Annotated in this window: 12 protein-coding genes; 7 read left to right on the top strand and 5 right to left on the bottom strand. The window is 71.5% G+C overall.

The window, feature by feature from the left end:
* Positions 1–2: 2 nt before the first annotated feature.
* Positions 3–152: a hypothetical protein gene (locus tag ORV05_RS17150; RefSeq protein ID WP_268759506.1), complete on the bottom strand. Its 150-nt coding sequence runs from the start codon at positions 150–152 to the stop codon at positions 3–5.
* Positions 153–345: 193 nt separating this feature from the next.
* Between ORV05_RS17150 and fdhA the strand changes: the two genes are divergently transcribed.
* Positions 346–1,569 (top strand): formaldehyde dehydrogenase, glutathione-independent, encoded by a 1,224-nt coding sequence (fdhA, locus tag ORV05_RS17145; protein WP_268759505.1) that lies wholly within the window; start codon positions 346–348, stop codon positions 1,567–1,569.
* A 169-nt stretch (positions 1,570–1,738) separates the two neighbouring features.
* Positions 1,739–3,988, top strand: a complete 2,250-nt coding sequence (locus ORV05_RS17140) for a transglycosylase domain-containing protein (RefSeq protein ID WP_268759504.1) — start codon at positions 1,739–1,741, stop codon at positions 3,986–3,988.
* A gap of 38 nt (positions 3,989–4,026) precedes the next feature.
* Here ORV05_RS17140 and ORV05_RS17135 read toward each other — a convergent pair whose 3' ends face one another.
* Positions 4,027–4,824, bottom strand: coding sequence for a hypothetical protein (locus tag ORV05_RS17135; RefSeq protein ID WP_268759503.1), 798 nt, complete (start codon positions 4,822–4,824; stop codon positions 4,027–4,029).
* Positions 4,825–4,924: 100 nt separating this feature from the next.
* On the bottom strand, positions 4,925–6,214 hold the full coding sequence (locus ORV05_RS17130; RefSeq protein WP_268759502.1) for an outer membrane protein assembly factor BamB family protein: 1,290 nt from the start codon (positions 6,212–6,214) through the stop codon (positions 4,925–4,927).
* On the opposite strand from ORV05_RS17130, the gene ORV05_RS17125 reads away from it, so the two are divergent.
* Positions 6,203–6,340 carry a hypothetical protein gene (locus ORV05_RS17125; protein ID WP_268759501.1) on the top strand — a complete coding sequence of 46 codons (138 nt, stop codon included), beginning with the start codon at positions 6,203–6,205 and terminating at the stop codon, positions 6,338–6,340. The two genes, ORV05_RS17130 and ORV05_RS17125, sit on opposite strands and share 12 nt — an antisense overlap.
* A 32-nt stretch (positions 6,341–6,372) precedes the next feature.
* Here ORV05_RS17125 and ORV05_RS17120 read toward each other — a convergent pair whose 3' ends face one another.
* On the bottom strand, positions 6,373–6,981 hold the full coding sequence (locus tag ORV05_RS17120; protein WP_268759500.1) for a hypothetical protein: 609 nt from the start codon (positions 6,979–6,981) through the stop codon (positions 6,373–6,375).
* 511 nt (positions 6,982–7,492) lie between these two features.
* Here ORV05_RS17120 and ORV05_RS17115 point away from each other — a divergent pair.
* Positions 7,493–8,470, top strand: coding sequence for a collagen-like domain-containing protein (locus tag ORV05_RS17115; protein WP_268759499.1), 978 nt, complete (start codon positions 7,493–7,495; stop codon positions 8,468–8,470).
* Positions 8,471–8,861: 391 nt separating this feature from the next.
* Complete coding sequence (locus ORV05_RS17110) at positions 8,862–14,366, top strand: ATP-binding protein (protein ID WP_268759498.1); 5,505 nt, start codon at positions 8,862–8,864, stop codon at positions 14,364–14,366.
* A 376-nt stretch (positions 14,367–14,742) separates the two neighbouring features.
* Here the strand turns inward: ORV05_RS17110 and ORV05_RS17105 are convergent, their stop codons facing one another.
* Entirely contained in the window at positions 14,743–15,372 is a 630-nt protein-coding gene (locus tag ORV05_RS17105) for a TetR/AcrR family transcriptional regulator (protein ID WP_268759497.1), read from the bottom strand.
* A 151-nt stretch (positions 15,373–15,523) separates the two neighbouring features.
* Between ORV05_RS17105 and ORV05_RS17100 the strand changes: the two genes are divergently transcribed.
* A complete protein-coding gene (locus ORV05_RS17100; RefSeq protein ID WP_268759496.1) occupies positions 15,524–18,412 on the top strand; it encodes an amino acid permease in 2,889 nt (962 codons plus the stop codon).
* Positions 18,405–19,232: an SDR family NAD(P)-dependent oxidoreductase gene (locus tag ORV05_RS17095; RefSeq protein WP_268759495.1), complete on the top strand. Its 828-nt coding sequence runs from the start codon at positions 18,405–18,407 to the stop codon at positions 19,230–19,232. The genes ORV05_RS17100 and ORV05_RS17095 overlap by 8 nt, the downstream gene beginning before the upstream one ends.
* The last annotated feature ends 11 nt before the right edge of the window (positions 19,233–19,243 follow it).

Raw genomic sequence — 19,243 nt, 5'->3', positions numbered from 1 at the left:
CCTCATCCCGACTGCGGGTCCACGTCGTTGTGCGGGTCGCCGGTCGACGTGCCCTGTTCGCCGCGCCGCACCTGTCGCTGCTCCTCCGGCGACTCACTGTCGTCCGGGCGTCGCCTACGGTCACCGGTCGCCTCGTCCTCGGAAGACGTCATGGCCTCCGCCTACCCGGCCGGGGCGACGCGCAAACGGGCGCGGTCGGCGGTGGCCTTCTTCGGCGCCGGTGCCGGCCTGCCGCTCGCCCGGCTGAAACGGCCGTTCCGGCCTACGCTGGCGATACGTGGTGACGGGCGTCACTCACGTCCGCCGCCGCCCCCGGTTCAGTGACGAAACGAGGTGGCTGCATCCATGACCGGAAACAAGGCCGTGGCCTACGTAGGAAAGGGCTCGGTCGAGGTACAGGACATCGACTATCCGACCTTCAAACTGACTGACGGGCCCGGAGTGAACCAGGCCAATGTCGGCCGCGAATGTCACCACGGCGTGATCCTCAAGAACGTGGCGACCAACATCTGCGGCAGCGACCAGCACATGGTGCGGGGTCGCACCACCGCGCCGGAGGGGCTGATCCTGGGACACGAGATCACCGGTGAAGTGGTCGAGGTCGGCCGGGACGTCGAGTTCATCAAGCAGGGCGACCTCGTCTCGGTGCCGTTCAACATCGCCTGCGGGCGGTGCCGCAACTGCAAGGAGGGCAAGACCGGGATCTGCCTGAACGTCAACCCGGACCGGCCGGGCTCGGCGTACGGGTACGTCGACATGGGCGGCTGGGTCGGCGGGCAGGCCGAGTACGTGATGGTGCCCTACGCGGACTGGAACCTGCTGAAGTTCCCCGACAAGGAACAGGCGATGGAGAAGATCCTGGACCTGGCGATGCTGTCGGACATCTTCCCCACCGGGTTCCACGGCTGCGTTTCCGCCGGGGTCACCGTCGGGTCCACCGTCTACGTCGCGGGAGCGGGTCCGGTGGGCCTGGCCGCGGCGGCTTCGGCCCAGCTGCTCGGCGCGGCCGTGGTCATCGTCGGTGACCTCAACGGCGACCGGCTCGCGCAGGCCCGCAGTTTCGGCTGCGAGACCGTCGACGTGTCGCAGGGCGACCCCAAGGACCAGCTCGAACAGATCCTCGGTGTGCCCGAGGTGGACTGCGGTGTGGACGCGGTCGGCTTCGAGGCCCGCGGGCACGGACGCGAAGCGGGCACGGAGAAACCGGCCACGGTGCTCAACTCGCTGATGGACGTCACCCGGGCCGGCGGGGCACTGGGCATCCCGGGCCTCTACGTCACCGGTGACCCCGGAGCGGCCGACGAGGCCGCGCGCGTGGGTTCGCTGTCCATCCGGATCGGCCTCGGCTGGGCGAAATCGCACGAGTTCACCACCGGCCAGTGCCCGGTGATGCGCTATCACCGCCGCCTCATGATGGCCATTCTCAACGATCGGGTGCAGATCGCGAAGGCCGTCAACGCCACCCCGATCCCGCTGTCGGAGGCGCCGCGCGGATACCACGAATTCGACGTGGGGGCCGCCCGGAAGTACGTTCTCGACCCGCACAACATGCTGCACACCTCCTCCTGAGGCCCGGCCGCCCGGCCGGTGCCGTGAAGGGTCCTTTCACGGCCGATTCGACCGTGAAAGGACCCTTCACGGCTGCGCCCTTTTCCGCGTGCCTGCGAAAGCGGGTCGTGCATTAGGGTGTCCGGACGGATCCGCGCGGCGGACGCGCACAGGGGCGGAGGTTCGATTCGTGACGGACGGAGAAGAGCGCGAAATACGCAGCCGGGACGAAACCGGCCGCCAGACCCGTTCCGCCGAAGGGCGGCGGCGCCGCCGGAAGCGGATCTGGCGGCGGGTGCGGCGCACGCTGTACGTGCTGGCCGGGCTGGCCGTGCTCGGCCCGGTGGTGGCCTTCGTCATCACCTACTTCCTGGTCAGCGTGCCCGATCCGAACGCGCTCGCGGCGAGTGAGAACCAGCCGGTGACCCTGTACTACGCCGACGGCTCGATGCTCTACGCCCGGTCCGGCCCGGCGAGCCACCAGCTCGTCACCTGGGACCAGATCCCGCAGGCGATGAAGAACGCGCAGATGGCCGCCGAGGACGAGACGTTCATGACGAACTCGGGGTTCGACCTGAAGGCCATCGCGCGCACCGTGTGGAACCGGCTGACCGGTGGTACCGGGGGTGGTTCGACCATCGGGCAGGAATACGTCAAGAACGCCACGGGCAACGATTCGCCGACGCTGAGGCGCAAGTTCGTCGAAATGGTCGAGTCGTACAAGATGACCCGGACCTATTCGAAGGAGGACATCCTCACCGCCTATCTCAACACCGTCTATTTCGGGCGAAGCGCCTACGGGGTGCAGGCCGCGGCGCACGCGTACTTCGACGAGGACGTCAGCAAGCTGACCACCGAGCAGTCCGCGCTGCTGGCCGGTCTGGTGCAGCTGCCGGGCCAGGCGAACAACGAGGCGTACCAGCACAAGCGGTTCACCTACGTGATGGGGCGGTTGCTGGCCAATCACTGGATCACGCAGGCCGAGCACGACTCGGCGCAGTTCCCCACGCCGGTCCCGGACGGGGCGAACGGCGGATCGAGCCTGTCCGACCGCCAGTTCATCGTCTCCCAGGTGTTCGCGGAACTGGCGCAGCACGGTTACAACGAGGAGCAGCTGACCACCTCGGGGGCGAAGATCTACACCACGATCCGGCCGGACGCGCAGGCCGACGCCGAGGCCTCGGTGGGCAAGATCATGGCCGCGGACAAGGAGTATCCGGACGAGGGGGCGGCGCTGGTCTCGGCCGATCCCGTGACCGGGGAGGTCCTTGCCTACTACGGCGGGGACGGTTCGACCACCTACGACCTGGCGACCACTCCACAGCAGCCGGGTTCGTCGTTCAAACCGTATGTCCTGGCGGCCGGGTTGCGTGCCGATCCGCAGAACATCGGCCTGGACACCGTTTACGACGGCAGCGACAACCAGGTCATCGCCGGGCAGCTGGTGCACAACTCCGACGGGGAGGGTTCGCCGCACATCACGGTCAAGGACGCGATGACCGAGTCGGTGAACACGGTGTTCTACCGGATGGGGGCGCAGGTCGGGGTCGAGGCGGTGCGCCAGGCGGCGTGGGACGCGGGGATCCCGCGCCAGATCACGCCCGCGCTCGGCGTGCCGTTCGACTCACTGCAGAACGACGACGTCACCACCGGCAAGGGGACCGGCACCACGGAACTGGGCATTTCGATCGGCCAGTACCCGGTGCGGCCGCTGGACCAGGCCCAGGGCTACGCCACCTTCGCCTCGGGCGGCCAGTACGTGCCGCTGCACCTGGTCTCCAGGGTGACCGGTGCCGACGGCGGCCAGCTCTACGGGTTCACCACCCCGCCCAGGCCGGCGTTCGACTCCGATCCCGCGACCAACGCCGCCATCGCGGGCACGGTGACCGAGTCGTTGAGCGACGTCGCATCGTCCTCCGGGGACGGCCTGGCGGGGGACCGGCCCGTCGCGGCGAAGACGGGCACGGCGCAGCTGGGCAACACCGGGCACAACTCCGAAGCGTGGATGGTGGGTTACACCCCGCAGATCGTCACCGCCGTGTGGTTCGGCAACAAGAAACAACCCGCGGCGATCTACGGCAACTACCACAACGGGAAGGGCAAGGAACACGGCTACGACGTCTACGGGCGCGAGGAACCCGGCTACATCTGGCAGGCCTTCATGGACGCCTACCTCAACGGGAAGCCGGTGACGCAGTTTCCCGAGGTGTCCCTGATCACCGGGGTGGCCCCGAGCACCACACCGTCGCCGACGACCACGAGCGACACCCCCGAGCCGACCAGTGACCTGCCCTCGCCGACCTCGGAGCCGCCGAGCTCGAGCCGGGAACGCCCGACGTTCAGCTGGCCGCAGTGGCCCACGCCGCCGACCTGCCTGCCCGACTGCCCGACCCCGGTCAGCCCGACCAGCACGAGCCGCCACCGCCCGGTGCACGGGTAGGGCGTGGTGGGGGAAGTGGTGTGCGCGGCCGTGACCGCTCAGGTGCCGAGGGGGAGCCGGTGCAGGCTCAGCGTTCCGTCGGCCGGGCCGCCGCCGGTCCAGGCGCCGGTGGCGGCCGTCCAGGTCTGCCCGTCGAAGGCGATCCGGTCGATCCCGAAGCGGACCGCGTTCGCCACCAGCCACGAGGCCAGGCTCCAGCCCTGACCGCGCTCGTGCGCCCCGCTCAGCGCGCTGGTGCCGAGCTCGGCGGCCGCGGTGGCGGCCAGGTCGGTGGCCGAGGGGGTCAGCACCAGGTTGTGGCAGGTGAGCGCGGCGGGGGTCTCGCCGGTCAGCGCGCCGGCGAGGGCGCGGGCTTCGGCTTCCCACTGCGCATAGGCCCCGGGGGCGGCGGACCGCTGCACGAGCTGGGCCGCCTGTGTCACGGTCAGCTGCGCCCAGTTCGGCTGCGCGCGCAGACGGCGGAAGAACGATTCCGAGGCGTGGACCGGGTCGGTGACCTGGGCGTAGGTGCCCCAGCCCTGGCTGGGGCGCTGCTGGAACAGCCCCGCGGAGTCGAGGTCGCCGCCGGTGAGGTTGCGCAGCTTGGACTCCTGGAACGCGGTGGCGAGCGCGACCGTGACGGCATGGTTGGGCATGCCGCTGCGCAGCCCGACCCCGGCGATGGTGGCCGCGTTCTGGGCCTGGTCCGGGCCCAGCGCCCAGTGGTCCGCGTTGTCCGCGCTCGCCACCGTGCAGCCCGGTGCCGGGGGACGGCGCGTGCTCAGCACGAGCCAGACCGTGCCCCCGGCGACCACCGCCAGCACCAGCACCACGAGACCCCAACGGGGAATGCGCACCAGGCCCCTCCTCCTCGTCGCCACGGTCATAGCCAGCTAACCCGAGATGCCTGAGATCAGGCTGTGGAAACGACCGAACCGTACGGGAAGGCACCGGCGATCAGGGCAGGCGGATGCCGCGCACCACCCCGTTCTGGTCGCCGACCACCAGGGTGTCACCGGCGATCACGGGACGGCTGAAGGTGTAGACGAGACTGTGCTGCAGGCGGCCCTGCGGCACGCCGTCGGCGAGCCGGACCCCGAGCAGCTTGCCGTCCACGGACAGCGCCCAGACCGTCCCCCGGTCCACGACCACACCCGCGTTGAACACGCGCGCCCCGAGGCCGGCCTGCCAGACGACGGTGCCGGTGGCGAGGTCGACCCGGCTCAGCACACCCCATTCGGTGGTGAGCAGCAGGGTCCCGTCGCCCACCACGACGGCCGGGGCATACATCGTGCTGCCCGCCCTCGTCCACTTCACCGCCCCGGTGGCGGCGTCGAGGGCGGTCGTGCCGGACACGGTGGCCACGACGACCGGGCCCGCGCCGAGCGCGACGACCGTGTCCCAGCCGCCGTAGAGCGCGACGCGGTGCCGCGTGCCGGTGGCCATCTGGTACGTCCAGACCGGCGCACCGGTCCGGGCGTCATAGGCGCGCGCGTACCCGTCGTCGGCGGTGGTGTACACACGCTGTCCGTCCCAGGCGGCCTGACCGGAGGAGAACCCGCGCCCGGGCACGGACCACACCACGCGCCCGTCGGCCGCGCCGAGCGCGAACAGCGACCCGCCCGCCGAGAAGACCACCGCGTCCCCGGCGGCGACGGGGGCGCTGAGCACGGGCGCGCCCGCGTCGAAGTCCCACACGGGACGTCCGGTCCCGGCGTCGAGCGCGCGCAGGTGGTGATCGGCCGAAGGCACGAAGACCAGTTCCCGAGCGGTGTCCACGGCCGGACGCCGGTAGACGGGCCCGGTGCGGGCACGCCACCGGGGCCTGCCGTCGGCGCGCAGGGCGACGACCTCCCCGCCGGTGCCCGCGGCGACCGTGAGGCCGCGTTCCGGGTCGAGCAGTGCGATGCCGCCCTGGACCGCGCCGGGCAACCGGTATTCCCAGCGCGGCACCGGGTCGGCGGCCGTGCCCGGCACCGTGAACAGCGCGACCTGCTCCCACCAGGTGCCATCGGGGGCCGAGACGCGGACCTGCAGGCGCTGACGTCCCGGTGCCAGGGCCGAGACGTCCACCGATCCGGACCACCCCTCCGGCCCGCCGGTGAGGTTCTGCCATCCGGCGCTGCCGGTCTCCCCGAACAGCGTCTGCGGGTAGGGACGTGCGGCGACGGCGGCGGGGGCGGCGTCCGGGGCCGCCCGGACCGTGACCGGTTCGACACCGCGAAGGCGATGCTGGTGAGCGGGCACTCGGTCACCGAAACCGCGCAGGGCAGCGGGTTCGGCAGCGCCGAATCGCTGCGGCGGAGCTTCCTCCGCCACGTGGGGGTGTCGCCGCGCGGGTACCAGCAGCGGTTCCGGACCTCGCGGCGCTGAGGCAGCCCGAGAGGCCGGGTGGCGGAAGCCACCTAGCGGAGGAATCGGACGATGGTGTCGATCAGCACGAACGGCGGCTGCTGGACGGCCGGGATGTCGGGCGTGACCGGGTAGGTCCGTTCCTGGAAGATCACCGGCGCGGATGCCTGCAGGGCGAGCCGGGGCGGATCGCCCTGCAGGGTCACCGACAGGGCGGTGTGGTCGACGAGGCGGGCGACCGTCGAGCCGTGCGGGGCGGGGTGGGCGAACCGGGCCCCGGAGCCGAGGTAGAAGGCCTCGGCTCCGGGGTCGGCTTCCCGCCAGCCCGCGTCGGCCCCGGCGACCTGCCGGGGGTCCCGGGCGGCTTCGTGCAACGCCTCGACCACCAGGCGGATCGCCTCCGGCACCGGTACCTCGAGGTTGATCGGCTGGGTCGTCTCGTAGAGGGTGAACCGGGTGAGGCCGGGGCGTGGTGGCAGCAGGAACAGGTGCACCACCCCGGGATCCCGCGCCGCCTGCATCGACCGCACGAGCTCACCCAGCACCAGACCGCGAAACCGGGCCGCCCGGCCCTCGTCGAAGCCGGCCAGCACCGTGGTCAGCGTCCTCGTTCGCGGCCGGTCCGTGTCGCCCCCGGCGAGGGGCTGTTCTCGATCCGGCACGGCGAGAAGTCTCGCGCAGCGGTACCGGGGCAGGTCAGGTGGGGTCGGGTCAGTGCTGGGTTTCGCCCGCAACGGGTGTTTCGCTCCCGGCGGAGTCACGCCTGCGGCGCACCCGCGGCGATGATCGCTCCCGGCCGGGGGCAGGCGCCCTCGGCGCCCTCGGCGGCGGGGCGGTTCCCGTGCGCGGAGCGGCGTACCGGAGGAGCGCGCGAGCCCTTCCGGCTTGCGGGAAAGGCGATTCAAACCACCTCTTCCGGCGCTTCTGGAAGTCCTTAAAGGACAATCTTGCGCGTCGCACTCAAAAGTGCTTCATAGCAGGGTTTTCTAGGCGATACGTCCACAAAGGACAGTAGTTTTGATGGCGCCCCGATCGTGCGTCACCCCGCTGAGTGGACCATTCCCCGTTGCCTCGGTTTCCGGATGCGTTGCGGCCGTGCACGGTGTGGTCTTTGTTGCGCTTGCGTTTTTCGGGGCTGCTGCGGCTCCGTTGGCAATTCAGGGAAGGATGAGAATGGACAAACCAGGTACCCGGGCCCAGTGCGTGGCCTGGACGAGGAGGAAGCGGGCGCCGGTGCGGGGAATGGCGACCCTGGGTATTGCGGTGGCCGCCACGCTGGGGCTGGCCTGGCCCGCGGCGGCCGACACCATCGCCGGTGGCGGCGCCGGGACCACCGGGACCACCACCGTCGGCGCGGCCCGGCCGAACCACCCGCTGGGTGCCCTCGCGAACGAGAACCCGGCCATCGGCCAGTCGATGCCGCAGGCCATGCCGTCTGCGGGCCAGGCGCAGGGAGCGGTGCGAGTACCGGCTGCCTCGGCGCTCCGGCCCGGTTCGGCGCTCCGGCCCGGTGCCATTCGGCCGGGCGGGTCGGCCCTGCCGGGCGGTGTGATGCAACCGTCGGGCCTGCCAGGCCTGTCGGGCCTGCCAGGTGTGCCGGGTCTGCCGGGCGTGCCGGGCGCGTCGGGTCTGCCGGGCACGTCGGGGGTGCCGGGTCTGCCGGGGGCGCCGGGTCTGCCAGGCCTGTCGGGCCTGCCAGGTGTGCCGGGTCTGCCGGGCACGTCGGGCCTGCCGGGCGCGCCAGGTGTACCGGGCCTGCCGGGCACGTCGGGCGCGCCAGGTGTACCGGGCCTGCCGGGCACGTCGGGCGCGCCAGGTGTACCGGGCCTGCCGGGCACGTCGGGCCTGCCAGGTGCGCCGGGCGTGCCGGGTGGTGTGATCCAGCCGGGCGTGCCCGGTCTTCCCGGTACCGGCCTGCAGCCCGCCGAAACGGTCCAGCCGGGCGTGCCGGGCGCTGGCCTGCAGCCCGCCGAGACGGTCCAGCCGACCGCGGCGAGTGTCCCGAGCGCGGCGAGTGTCCCGACCGCGGCGACTGTCCCGGCCGCAGCGCTCCCGACCGCGGCAAACGTGCCCGGTGTGTCGGGTGCACAACCGGCCGCGGCGAGCCTGTCGCTCGGCCTGGCCGCGACCTTGGGTGTGTTGCTCGGCTGAGCCGCACTCCGTGAAACGGTCCGGCCTGCGGGTCACCGTTCGTTGGCCCGCCTGCCGGAACGACGCGGGTGGTACCGGGTCCGCCACAGCCCGGTGCCACCCGCGGGCAACACCGGTGCGGGGAACCCGTCGTCCCCGCACCGGTCATCCTCTGGTGTTCCTCAGTAGTGAAGGCCACCGTCGCGGCGCCCCCGCCGGGACGGTGGTCTTCACGCCATCCCTGCCGCGCCCGGGCTTTTGGCGATACCCGACAAAAGCGGGGCCCCAGGACGTAGCGTGCCCGACGAAGCGTTACCCGCCGGTATGAGGCATGTTGGACCTGGGTAGGCGACGATCCGCGACCAGGAGAGTCGCCTTTTTGGTGTCGTACGAGTCTTGTGAGGCCTGTCCAGTGTTCGGTCGTGTCGCCATCGTCAACCGGGGTGAAGCCGCCATGCGGCTGATCCATGCCGTCGGGGAGCTCAACGCGGAGGGCGGCCCGCGGATCGAGACTGTCGCGCTCTACACCGACGCCGACAGCACCGCCACCTTCGTCCGTGAGGCCGACCACGCCTACTGCCTCGGTCCCGCCGCCGCCCGGCCCTATCTCGACCTCGGGGTGCTGGAGCGCGCGCTGACCGAGACGAAGGCGGACGCGGTCTGGGTGGGCTGGGGTTTCGTCGCCGAGGACCCCGCCTTCGCCGAACTGTGCGACAAGCTGGGGGTGACCTTCATCGGGCCCAGCGCCGAGGCGATGCGCAAGCTCGGTGACAAGATCGGCGCGAAGCTGATCGCCGAGGAGGTCGGCGTCCCGGTCGCCCCGTGGAGCCGCGGGGCGGTGGCCGACGTCGACGCGGCCCTCGCGTCGGCGCGCGAGATCGGCTACCCGCTGATGCTCAAGGCCACCGCGGGCGGTGGCGGGCGCGGCATCCGCGTCGTGCGCTCGGAGGACGAACTGCGGGAGGCCTTCGAACGCACCAGCCTGGAGGCCGAGCGCGCCTTCGGCAGCGGCGTGGTCTTCCTCGAGCGCCTGGTGACCGGCGCCCGCCACGTGGAGGTCCAGATCATCGCCGACGGGCAGGGCACCGCCTGGGCGCTCGGTGTGCGGGACTGCTCGGTGCAGCGCCGCAATCAGAAGGTGATCGAGGAGTCGTCCTCGCCGGTGCTGGGGCCCGAGCAGGCGCGCGAGCTCAAGGCCGCCGCCGAACGGCTCGCGCTGGCCGTGGACTACCGCGGGGCGGGCACCGTCGAATTCCTGTACCACCCGGGCGAGCGGCTGTTCGCCTTCCTCGAGGTCAACACCCGGCTCCAGGTGGAGCACCCGATCACCGAGGAGACCACCGACTTCGACCTGGTCAAGGCCCAGTTGCAGGTGGCAGCGGGCACTCCGCTCGCCGGGGCCGCGCCCGCCGAGAACGGGCACGCGGTCGAGGCGCGGCTCAACGCCGAAGACCCGGACCGGGACTTCGCCCCGGCCCCGGGCCGCATCGTGCTGCTCGACCTGCCCGCCGGGCCCGGTATCCGCGTCGACACCGGCGTCAGCGAGGGTGACACAATCCCCGCCGACTTCGACTCGATGATCGCCAAGATCATCGCCTACGGCCGCACCCGGGACGAGGCGCTCGCCCGGCTCCGCCGCGCGCTGGCCCAGACCACCGTCCTCATCGAGGGTGGCACCACCAACAAGAGCTTCCTGCTCGACCTGCTCGACCAGCCCGAGGTGATCAGCGGCGAGGCCGACACCGGCTGGATCGACCGCGTCCGCGCCGACGGCAGGCTGGTGCAGACCCGGCACTCCGGCGTCGCGCTGGCCGCCGCCGGGATCGCGGCCTACGAGGACGAGGAAGAGGTCGAGCGGCAGCGCCTGCTCTCCACCGCGCACGGTGGCCGCCCGCAGGTGCAGCACGAGGTCGGCCGCGCGATCGAACTGAAGCTGCGGGGCGCGGGCTACCGCGTCACCGTCGCGCGCACCGGCCCCGGCCGGTTCCGGATCGGGATCACCTCCGGAGACCGGCTCGACGAGATCGACGCCACCGTGGAGCGGTTCGGCCCGCACACCGGCCAGATCACCGTGAACGGCACCCGGTTCCGGCTGGTGTCCGGCGCGCACGGGCCGATCCAGCTGGTCGAGGTGGACGGCGTCACGCACCGCGTCAGCCGGGACGAGGGCGGCACGATGCGCTCGCCCGCCCCGGCGCTGGTGGTGGCCACCCCGCTCGCCGTGGGCGACGAGGTCGAGGCCGGGGCCCCGGTGCTGGTGCTGGAAAGCATGAAGATGGAGACCGTACTGCGGGCCCCGTTCAAGGCCCGCCTGCGCGAATGCCTGGTCTCGGTGGGCAGCCAGGTGGAGACCGGCGCGCCGCTGCTGCGGCTGGAGCCGCTCGGAGACGGCGACGGCGCGGCGGCGGAGGCCGCCGAGGCCGGGGTGGATCTCGCCCTGCCGCCCGCGCCCGCCGACGGCGAGCCGGAGCAGCGCCTGGCGCGGGGTCTGGAGGACCTGCGCAGCCTCCTGCTCGGGTTCGACGTCGACCCGCGGGACGAGGGCCGCGCGCTCGCCGGGTACCTCGGCGCCCGCGACGAGCTCACCCGCCGCCCGCTGGAGGAGGAGGTCGGGCTGCTGCAGGTGTTCGCCGACCTGGCCGAGCTGAGCCGCAACCGGCCCGCGGGCGAGGAGTCCAAGGCCGACACCCGGGTGCACAGCCCGCGCGAGTTCTTCCACACCTACCTGCGGAGCCTGGACGTGGAACGGGCCGGGCTCACGGCCACCTTCCAGCAGCGCCTGTCGCGGGTGCTCGCGCACTACGGGGTCACCGAACTGGAGCGGACCCCGGCGCTGGAGGAGGCGGTCTTCCGGATCTTCCTCGCCCAGCAGCGGCTGGCCTCCGACGTCACCGTGATCAGTGCGCTGCTGCAGCGCTGGCTCACCGAGCCGCCGCCCGGCAGCAGCCTGCGCGAGGTCACCGGGTACGCGCTGGAACACCTGATCCTGGCCACCCAGCGCCGTTTCCCGGTGGTGGCCGACCTCGCGCGCAGCGTGGTGTTCCGCTGGTTCGCGCAGCCGATGCTGCGGCGCAACCGCGCCGAGGTCTACGCCCGCGTCCGTGCGCACCTGCGCCACCTCGACGCGCACCCGGACGCCGGAGACCGCGCCGAGCGCATCGCCGACATGGTGGCCAGCCCCGAACCGCTGGTCCGGCTGCTCGGCCAGCGCATCGGCAGGCCCGGGGCGGATCCCTGCCCGCTGCTGGAGGTGCTGAGCCGCCGCTACTACGCCAACCGCGGCTCGGTCGGCGCCCGCTGCTTCCAGGCCGGGCAGCGCCCGTTCTTCACCGCCGGCTACGACCTCGACGGCGCGCGTTTCCAGTTGCTGGCCACCGCCGGGCGGTTCGCCGAACTGGGCGCGCTGCTGACCGCGGTCGCCGAAGCGGCCGCCGGCGGTGACGGCGAAGCGGTGGCCGGCGGTGACGGCGAAGCGGTGGCCGACGTCTACCTCGACTGGCGCGACCAGCCCGCCGCGCCCGAGACGATGGCCGCCCGTCTCGGCGAGGTGCTGGCCGCGGTGGACCTGCCCGCCCGGCTGAAGCGGGTGACCACGACGGTCGCCGGCAGCAGCGGCACCGCCATGCACCACCACTTCACCTTCGAGCGTGGCGAGCACGGGTTCAGCGAGGATGTGCTCATCCGCGGCCTGCACCCGATGATCGCGCGCCGCCTGGAACTGCAGCGGTTGAGCAACTTCGACCGCACCCGGCTGCCTTCGGCCGACGAGGACGTCTACCTGTTCCGCTGCGTGGCGCCGAAGAACCCGGCCGACGAACGGCTCGTCGCGATGGCCCAGGTCCGCGACCTCACCCCGCTGCGCGACACCGAAGGAAGGCTGATCGCGCTGCCCGCGGTGGAAGGCGCGCTCGAAGCCTGTCTCGACGCGATCCGCAAGGTCCAGGCCCAGCGGCCGGCGAAGAAGCGGCTGGACAGCAACCGGGTCTTCCTCTACGTGTGGCCGCCGAGCGAACTGGCCATGTCCGAACTCAGGACCGTGGCGCAGCGGGTGCTGCCCACCACGGCGGGCGCCGGGCTGGAGGAGGTCCTGTTCCTGGGCCGCCAGCGTGACCGTGAGACCGGCGAACTGCGCGAGGTCGCGGTGCGGATCTCCTACCAGGCGGGCGCCGGGGTCCGGGTCGAGGTCACCGAACCGACCACCGAGCTGATCCAGCCGCTGGACGACTACGGGCAGAAGGTGCTCAGCGCCCGCCGCCGCGACACCGTCTACCCCTACGAGCTCACCGAAATGCTGGCCGGGCCGCACGGCTCGTTCGTCGAGCACGACCTCGACGACACGGGCGCGCTGGTGCCGGTCGACCGGCCGAAGGGACGGAACAAGGCGGGCATCGTGGCCGGGGTCGTGCGCACGCCCACCGAGCGGCACCCCGAGGGCGTGGTCCGCGTGGTGCTCTTCGGCGACCCCACCAAGGCCCTGGGCGCGCTTTCCGAGCCGGAATGCTCCCGGGTGATCGCCGCGCTCGATCTGGCCGAGCGGATGCGGGTGCCACTGGAGTGGTTCGCGCTGTCGGCGGGCGCCCGGATCGCGATGGACTCCGGCACCGAGAACATGGACTGGGTGGCCGCCGCGCTCAAGCGCATCGTGCACTTCACCCAGGACGGCGGCGAGATCAACATCGTGGTCGCCGGGATCACCGTCGGTGCCCAGCCGTACTGGAACGCCGAGGCCACCATGCTGATGCACACCAAGGGCATCCTCGTCATGACGCCCGATTCGGCCATGGTGCTCACCGGCAAGCAGTCGCTGGACTTCTCCGGCGGTGTGTCCGCCGAGGACAACTTCGGTATCGGCGGCTACGACCGGGTGATGGGACCCAACGGCCAGGCCCAGTACTGGGCGCCCGACCTCGCCGGTGCCCGTGACGTGCTGATGCAGCACTACGACCACACCTACATCGCGCCGGGCGAGTCGGCGCCGCGCCGGGCCGCGACCAGCGACCCGGCCGACCGCGACATCTCGCCCTACCCGCACGCGGTGACCGGGACGGACTTCACCACCGTCGGCGAGATCTTCGCGCGGGAGACCAACCCCGACCGCAAGAAGGCCTTCGACATCCGCACGGTGATGCGGGCGGTGGCCGACCAGGACCACCCGATCCTGGAACGCTGGGCGGGCATGGCGGACGCGGAGACCGCGGTGGTGCAGGACGTGCACCTGGGCGGCTGGCCGGTGTGCCTGCTCGGGATCGAGTCGCGGTCGGTGCCGCGCCGCGGTTTCCCGCCCACCGACGGGCCCGACACCTACACCGCGGGCACGCTGTTCCCGCGTTCTTCGAAGAAGGCGGCGCGCGCGATCAACGCGGCCAGCGGGAACCGCCCGCTGGTGGTGCTGGCGAACCTGTCGGGCTTCGACGGTTCGCCGGAATCGATGCGGGAGCTGCAACTGGAGTACGGCGCGGAGATCGGCAGGGCGATCGTGAACTTCCGCGGCCCGATCGTGTTCTGTGTGATCTCCCGGTACCACGGCGGGGCGTTCGTGGTGTTCTCCAAGGCGCTCAACCCGGACATGACCGTGCTGGCCGTGGACGGCTCGTTCGCCTCGGTGATCGGCGGCGCCCCCGCCGCGGCCGTGGTCTTCGCCGGTGAGGTCAACAGCCGCACCGCGAACGATCCCCGGGTGGCCGAGCTGGAGACGCGGCTGCGGTCGGTGCCCGACGGGGAGCGGGCGGCCCTGGTGACCGAACTGGCCGAGGTGCGCACCTCGGTGCGGGCCGAGAAGCTCAGCGAGGTGGCGGCCGAGTTCGACGGCGTGCACAGCATCCAGCGTGCCGTGCAGGTCGGCTCGGTGGACGCCATCGTCAGCGCCGCCGAACTCCGCCCGCGCATCATCGAAACCATCGAGCGGCACTACTCCTGACAGGGGCGTGAAGGGGCCCTTCGCGGTCGATTCGGCCGTGAAGGGCCCCTTCAAAGTCGGTCCTTGCCTGGGCGGGTCCCACGCCTCCGGCGTTTGTGTCCCACGTTCGGCAGCCCGAGTGCCACGTTCGGCCCTTGCGAGGGCGCAGGGCTGCGCGGTGCTGTGAGGGGGCCCCTCACAGCCGTATCGACCGTGAGAGGCCCCTCACGGCACCCAGCCCCGCCTGAGCGGGCAACTCACCTGCACGAGGGTGGGACTCACCTGCCTGAAGGTGGGACACAAGCGCACGAGGGTGGGACTCGCCCGGTGGGCGCGCCGTACACCGCGGGCGGACTTTGCCGGGCCCCTCAGCGCAACCGGTGGCCTCGCCCGCTCTTCACGTCTCCCGTGCTTGCAGGACGACCTCGACAAGGAGGTCGAGCACCTGCTCCGGATGCGTGCGCTCCGGGTCGGCGAGCCAGGCCAGCGCGAGGCCGTCGAAGGTGACCGCCACGAATTCGGCGATCGCCGCGGCCCGTCGCGGTTCGACTCCGACGAGGGCGGGGGCGAGTGAACGAGCGGCCATTTCGCGATAGCCGCGGTACTGGAGACGGGCCAGCTCCCGCATCGACGGGTTGCGCAGAGCGAGTGCGGTGAGCTCGTAGTACCCGAGCTGGATCCCCGGATCGTCGCCGGACACCTCGGCCCACGCGGCATCCAGCGCCGCCCGCAGCTCCTCGGCCGTGGTGCCGCCCTGCGGCCGGTCGGTCATCGCGACCGCCTTCTCCAGGCGCGTGACGATCTCGCGGACGACGTCTTCGAGAAGTTCGTTCTTGCCGGCGAACCAGTAGTGGACGGTGCCGAGCGGAACCCCGGCCTCCTCGGCGATCTTGCGTGTGGTGGCGGCGGCGACGCCCTCGCGGCCGATGACCCGGATGGCCGCCGCGACGAGCTCCTCACTGGTGGCGCGTTGGGTACGGCGCCGCCTGCTCGGCGATGGCAAGGGCTCGACGGGCTGCGCGTTCATGGCCTCAGTCTGGCACAGGAACCCGGTCGACAGGTCATTCGACCAGGCAATTTGGACGCTTGACCAAAGAGTCTGGTCAAACGACCAAATGTCCGCGTATGCTCGCCGGACTTCATTCGGGGGCGAACGCCAGACAGAAAGGCAGAGGCCTATGGCTACCGGTCGGCAACGGAATACCTCCGACGGCACCGCCGAGGAGACAACGACAGGAGGGGGCCGGGCGCGCCGTGTCCTGTCCACTCGCCGGGTGGTGTTCCTCGTCATCGCCGCGGCGGCCCCGATGGCGGCCATCGCGGGCAACGCGCCGCTGGCGATGGTTCGCGGCAACGGAATCTCGCTGCCCGCCGCGTACGTCGTGGCCGCCGTGGTTCTGCTGTGTTTCGCAGCGGGCTACTCGGCGATGAGCAAGCGCGTCGTGAACAACGGCGCGTTCTACGTGTTCGTCGCCCGCGGGCTCGGCAAACCGGCCGGCATCGCGACAGGCTACGTCGCGGCACTGGGCTACCTGTCGCTCACGGTCGGGATGGCCGCGGTGTTCGGGTACTTCACCTCGCTGGTCTTCGCACAGTCCGGTGTGGACATCCCGTGGGGAGTGTTCACCGCGATCGGTGTCGTCGTCGTGGCGGCGTTCGGGCATCGCAGCGCGGACGTGTCGGCACGTTTCCTCGGCATCCTCATGGCGCTGGAATTCGCGGTCCTCTTTGTGCTCGATGTCCTCGTCGTCGGGCACCAAGGCACCGCCGCGTTCCCGCCGGAATCCTTCTCGGCAGGCCAGTTGTTCGGTGGCTCGCTCGGCATCGCGCTGATGTTCGCCTTCACGAGTTTCGTGGGCTTCGAGTCCGCGGCGCTCTACGGCGAGGAGACCGAGGAGCCCGCACGCAGCATTCCGCGCGCGCTCTACATCTCGGTGATCTCGATAGCCGTCTTCTACGTGCTCACCGCGTGGATCGTCATCGGCGGAGCGGGCGGCACCGCGGCGCCGGAGCGAGCCCGCAAGGACCTGGGGAACCTGGTCTTCACGCTCGCCCAGCAGTACGGCGGGAGCGCACTGCTCGACGCGTCTGCGGTGCTGCTGTGCACCAGCGTCCTCGCTTCGTGGATCGCGTTGCACAACGCCGCGAGCCGGTACCTGTTCGCGCTTGGCTGGGAGCAGGTGGCCCCGCGACCGCTCGGCCGCTACCACCCGGCGCACCGGAGCCCCCACGTCGCCAGCGCCCTCGTCACCGCGGTCACGGTCGGCGTCGTCGGCGTCATGGGCCTCGCCGGTGCGGACCCCTACGAGGTCATCGCCTCGGCGGTGGTCGGCATGGGGACGCTGTCGATCGTGCTCGTCCAGGCGTTCACCGCACTGTCGGTCATGGTGTTCCTCCGCGGCCGTGGTGACCGGCGGCCGTTCTCCGGCGTCATCGCCCCGGTCGTCGGCGCACTCGGGCTCGGCACGGCGTTCGTCCTGGCGTCCGTGCACTACGCGGCCTTGACGGGCACGGACAACGTCCTCGTCAACGCCGTCCCGCTGCTCATCGCCGTTACCGCCGTCGCCGGTGTCGTCGCCGCGCTGCGGTTGCGGGCCCGGCGCCCGCTCGCCTACACCCAGCTGGCCGGAACGACCAACCGGCACCGTCCGGACCTTCGCCGTGCGGACGAACGGCCGGCCTACACCCGGCGCTACTGCATCGTCGGCGCCGGGCCCTCCGGGATGATCATGGCCCGCACCCTGCTGCGTGAGGGCGTCCCCTTCGACTGGTACGAGCGCAACCCGGATTTCGGCGGGATCTGGGACCCCGGCCACGAGGGCAGCCCGATGTACGAGAGCTGCCACTTCATCAGCTCCAAGTACACCAGCGGCTTCTACGGCGCGCCGATGCCGCCGCACTTTCCGGACTATCCCGGCTGGCGCGAGATCCGCGACTACATCAGGGACTTCGGCCGCCAGTACGACCTGTACCGGCACGTTCGCTTCGGCACGGAGGTGACCTCCGCCGAACCGGTCGACGGCGACCGGTGGCGGGTGACGCTGTCCGACGGGACCGTCCGCGAATACGACGGGCTCATCTGCTGCCCCGGCGTCACCTGGCACCCCAACCAGGTCGCGTTGCCCGGACAGGACACCTTCACCGGCACGGTCCGGCACTCGGCCACCTTCCGCGACGGCCTGGAATTCCGCGGCAGGCGAGTGCTCATCGTCGGGGCCGGCAACTCGGGGGTCGACATCGCCTGCGACGCCGCGCGGCACGCGGACGCGGCGTACCTGTCGGTCCGGCGCGGCTACCGGTTCGTGCCCAAGCACATCGCCGGGCTGCCGACCGACGCCCTGCTCACCGGCAAGCTCGACCCGCCGAAGGGACTCGTGCTGTCCAGTGACGTCAACGCGATGCTCGACGCGTTCGTCGGCGACCTGACCCGGCTCGGGCTGCCCGCACCCGACCACGACGCGCTGGCCAGCCACCCGATCATGAACACCCAGGTCCTGCACCACCTCGCGCACGGCGACCTCGTCGCCAAGCCGGACGTCGTACGCCTGACCGCGACCGGCGTCGTGTTCGCCGACGGCAGCGAGGCCGAGGTCGACGAGATCATCCTCGCCACCGGCTACGAATACCGGATGCCCTTCCTCGACCCGGGACTGCTGCAGTGGAAACACGGCCACCCGCAGCTGTATCTCAACATCTTCTCCCGCGAGCTGGACTCGTTGTACGTGCTGGGATTCGTCGAATTCGCGGACGCGGCGTACAAGCGGTTCGAAGAAATGGCACAACTCATCCTGATCGACATCAATGCGCGCGAGACGGGCGTCCGGAAGGCCGAACTCACGCAGCTCAAGCGCACCGACACCCCCGACCTGCGCGGCGGCGTCAAGTACGTCGACAGCCCCCGCCACACCAACTACGTCGAACGCTCCACGTACATGGCCTACCTCGCGCAGTTGCGCGACCGGTTCGGCTGGCACGACGTCGACGACCACACCTACGACGACCTGCGCGCCGGCGCGGCATCCTCGCCCGCCGCAGTGGAGCCCCCGAAGGAGACCAGCCATGTCTGACCGTTCCTCCCTGGCGCTCGTCACCGGCGCCGCCGGTGGAATCGGCGAGGTCGTCTGCGGCCGGCTCGCCGCCCGCGGCCACACCCTGCTGTGCGTCGAACGCGACCAGGCGCTCGCCGAAAAGGCCGTCACCGCGGCCGGCTCGGATACCGCCCCGGTCGCCTGCGACTTGTCCAACCGCGAGTCCGTGGCGGCGCTCTGCGCCCGGATCGAAGACGAGTGGGCCGACGACCTGGAACTGGTGTTCCTCAACGCCGGGGTGATCGTCCCCGGCGACGCGGCCGACTCCTCGGCGGCGCAACTGCGGCTGCAGCTCGACGTCATGCTCTGCTCCGTCGTCGAGATCGCGGCCTCCGCCGCCCGCGCGATGAAGACGCGCGGACGGGGGCACATCATCGCCACCGTCTCGATGGGCGGGATCCTCGCACTGCCCGGATCGGCGGCCTACTCCGCGGCCAAGGCGGGCCTGCGCGCCTACCTCGCGGCGCTGAGCACCGAACTGCGCGGGACCGGCGTCGCGGTCAGCGGGATCTACCCCAGCGCCGTCGACACCCCCATGCTGCTCCATGAAGCGACCCACGACGGCAGCCTGCTCAACTTCTTCGGAAAGGTGAGCACGCCCGACGACGTGGCGGACGTCTTCGAGCGCGCGGTCCGCAAGCGCAGGCTCGAACACTTCCTCCCCTACAGCGATTCGATCCTTTGCCGGATCCTCCAGTCCTTCCCCTGGCTCGTCCCGCCGATTCTCGGACCGGCCGAGGCCATCGGACGACGCGGACGGGCGAAATACCTCAAGCGCAAGGGCATCCCGCGAAGATGAGCCGGAGGCCC

Origin of the sequence: Amycolatopsis cynarae (assembly GCF_026802195.1) — a bacterium.
Lineage (GTDB): Bacteria > Actinomycetota > Actinomycetes > Mycobacteriales > Pseudonocardiaceae > Amycolatopsis_E > Amycolatopsis_E rhizosphaerae.
The sequence above is the reverse complement of the archived record's forward strand: the minus strand, read 5'-3'. Positions and strand labels throughout refer to the sequence as shown.

Coding starts and splice junctions, on each gene's coding strand:
- ORV05_RS17150 (WP_268759506.1), bottom strand. CDS start 152: ATGACGTCTTCCGAGGACGAGGCGACCGGTGACCGTAGGCGACGCCCG.
- fdhA (WP_268759505.1), top strand. CDS start 346: ATGACCGGAAACAAGGCCGTGGCCTACGTAGGAAAGGGCTCGGTCGAG.
- ORV05_RS17115 (WP_268759499.1), top strand. CDS start 7,493: ATGGACAAACCAGGTACCCGGGCCCAGTGCGTGGCCTGGACGAGGAGG.
- ORV05_RS17105 (WP_268759497.1), bottom strand. CDS start 15,372: ATGAACGCGCAGCCCGTCGAGCCCTTGCCATCGCCGAGCAGGCGGCGC.
- ORV05_RS17100 (WP_268759496.1), top strand. CDS start 15,524: ATGGCTACCGGTCGGCAACGGAATACCTCCGACGGCACCGCCGAGGAG.
- ORV05_RS17095 (WP_268759495.1), top strand. CDS start 18,405: ATGTCTGACCGTTCCTCCCTGGCGCTCGTCACCGGCGCCGCCGGTGGA.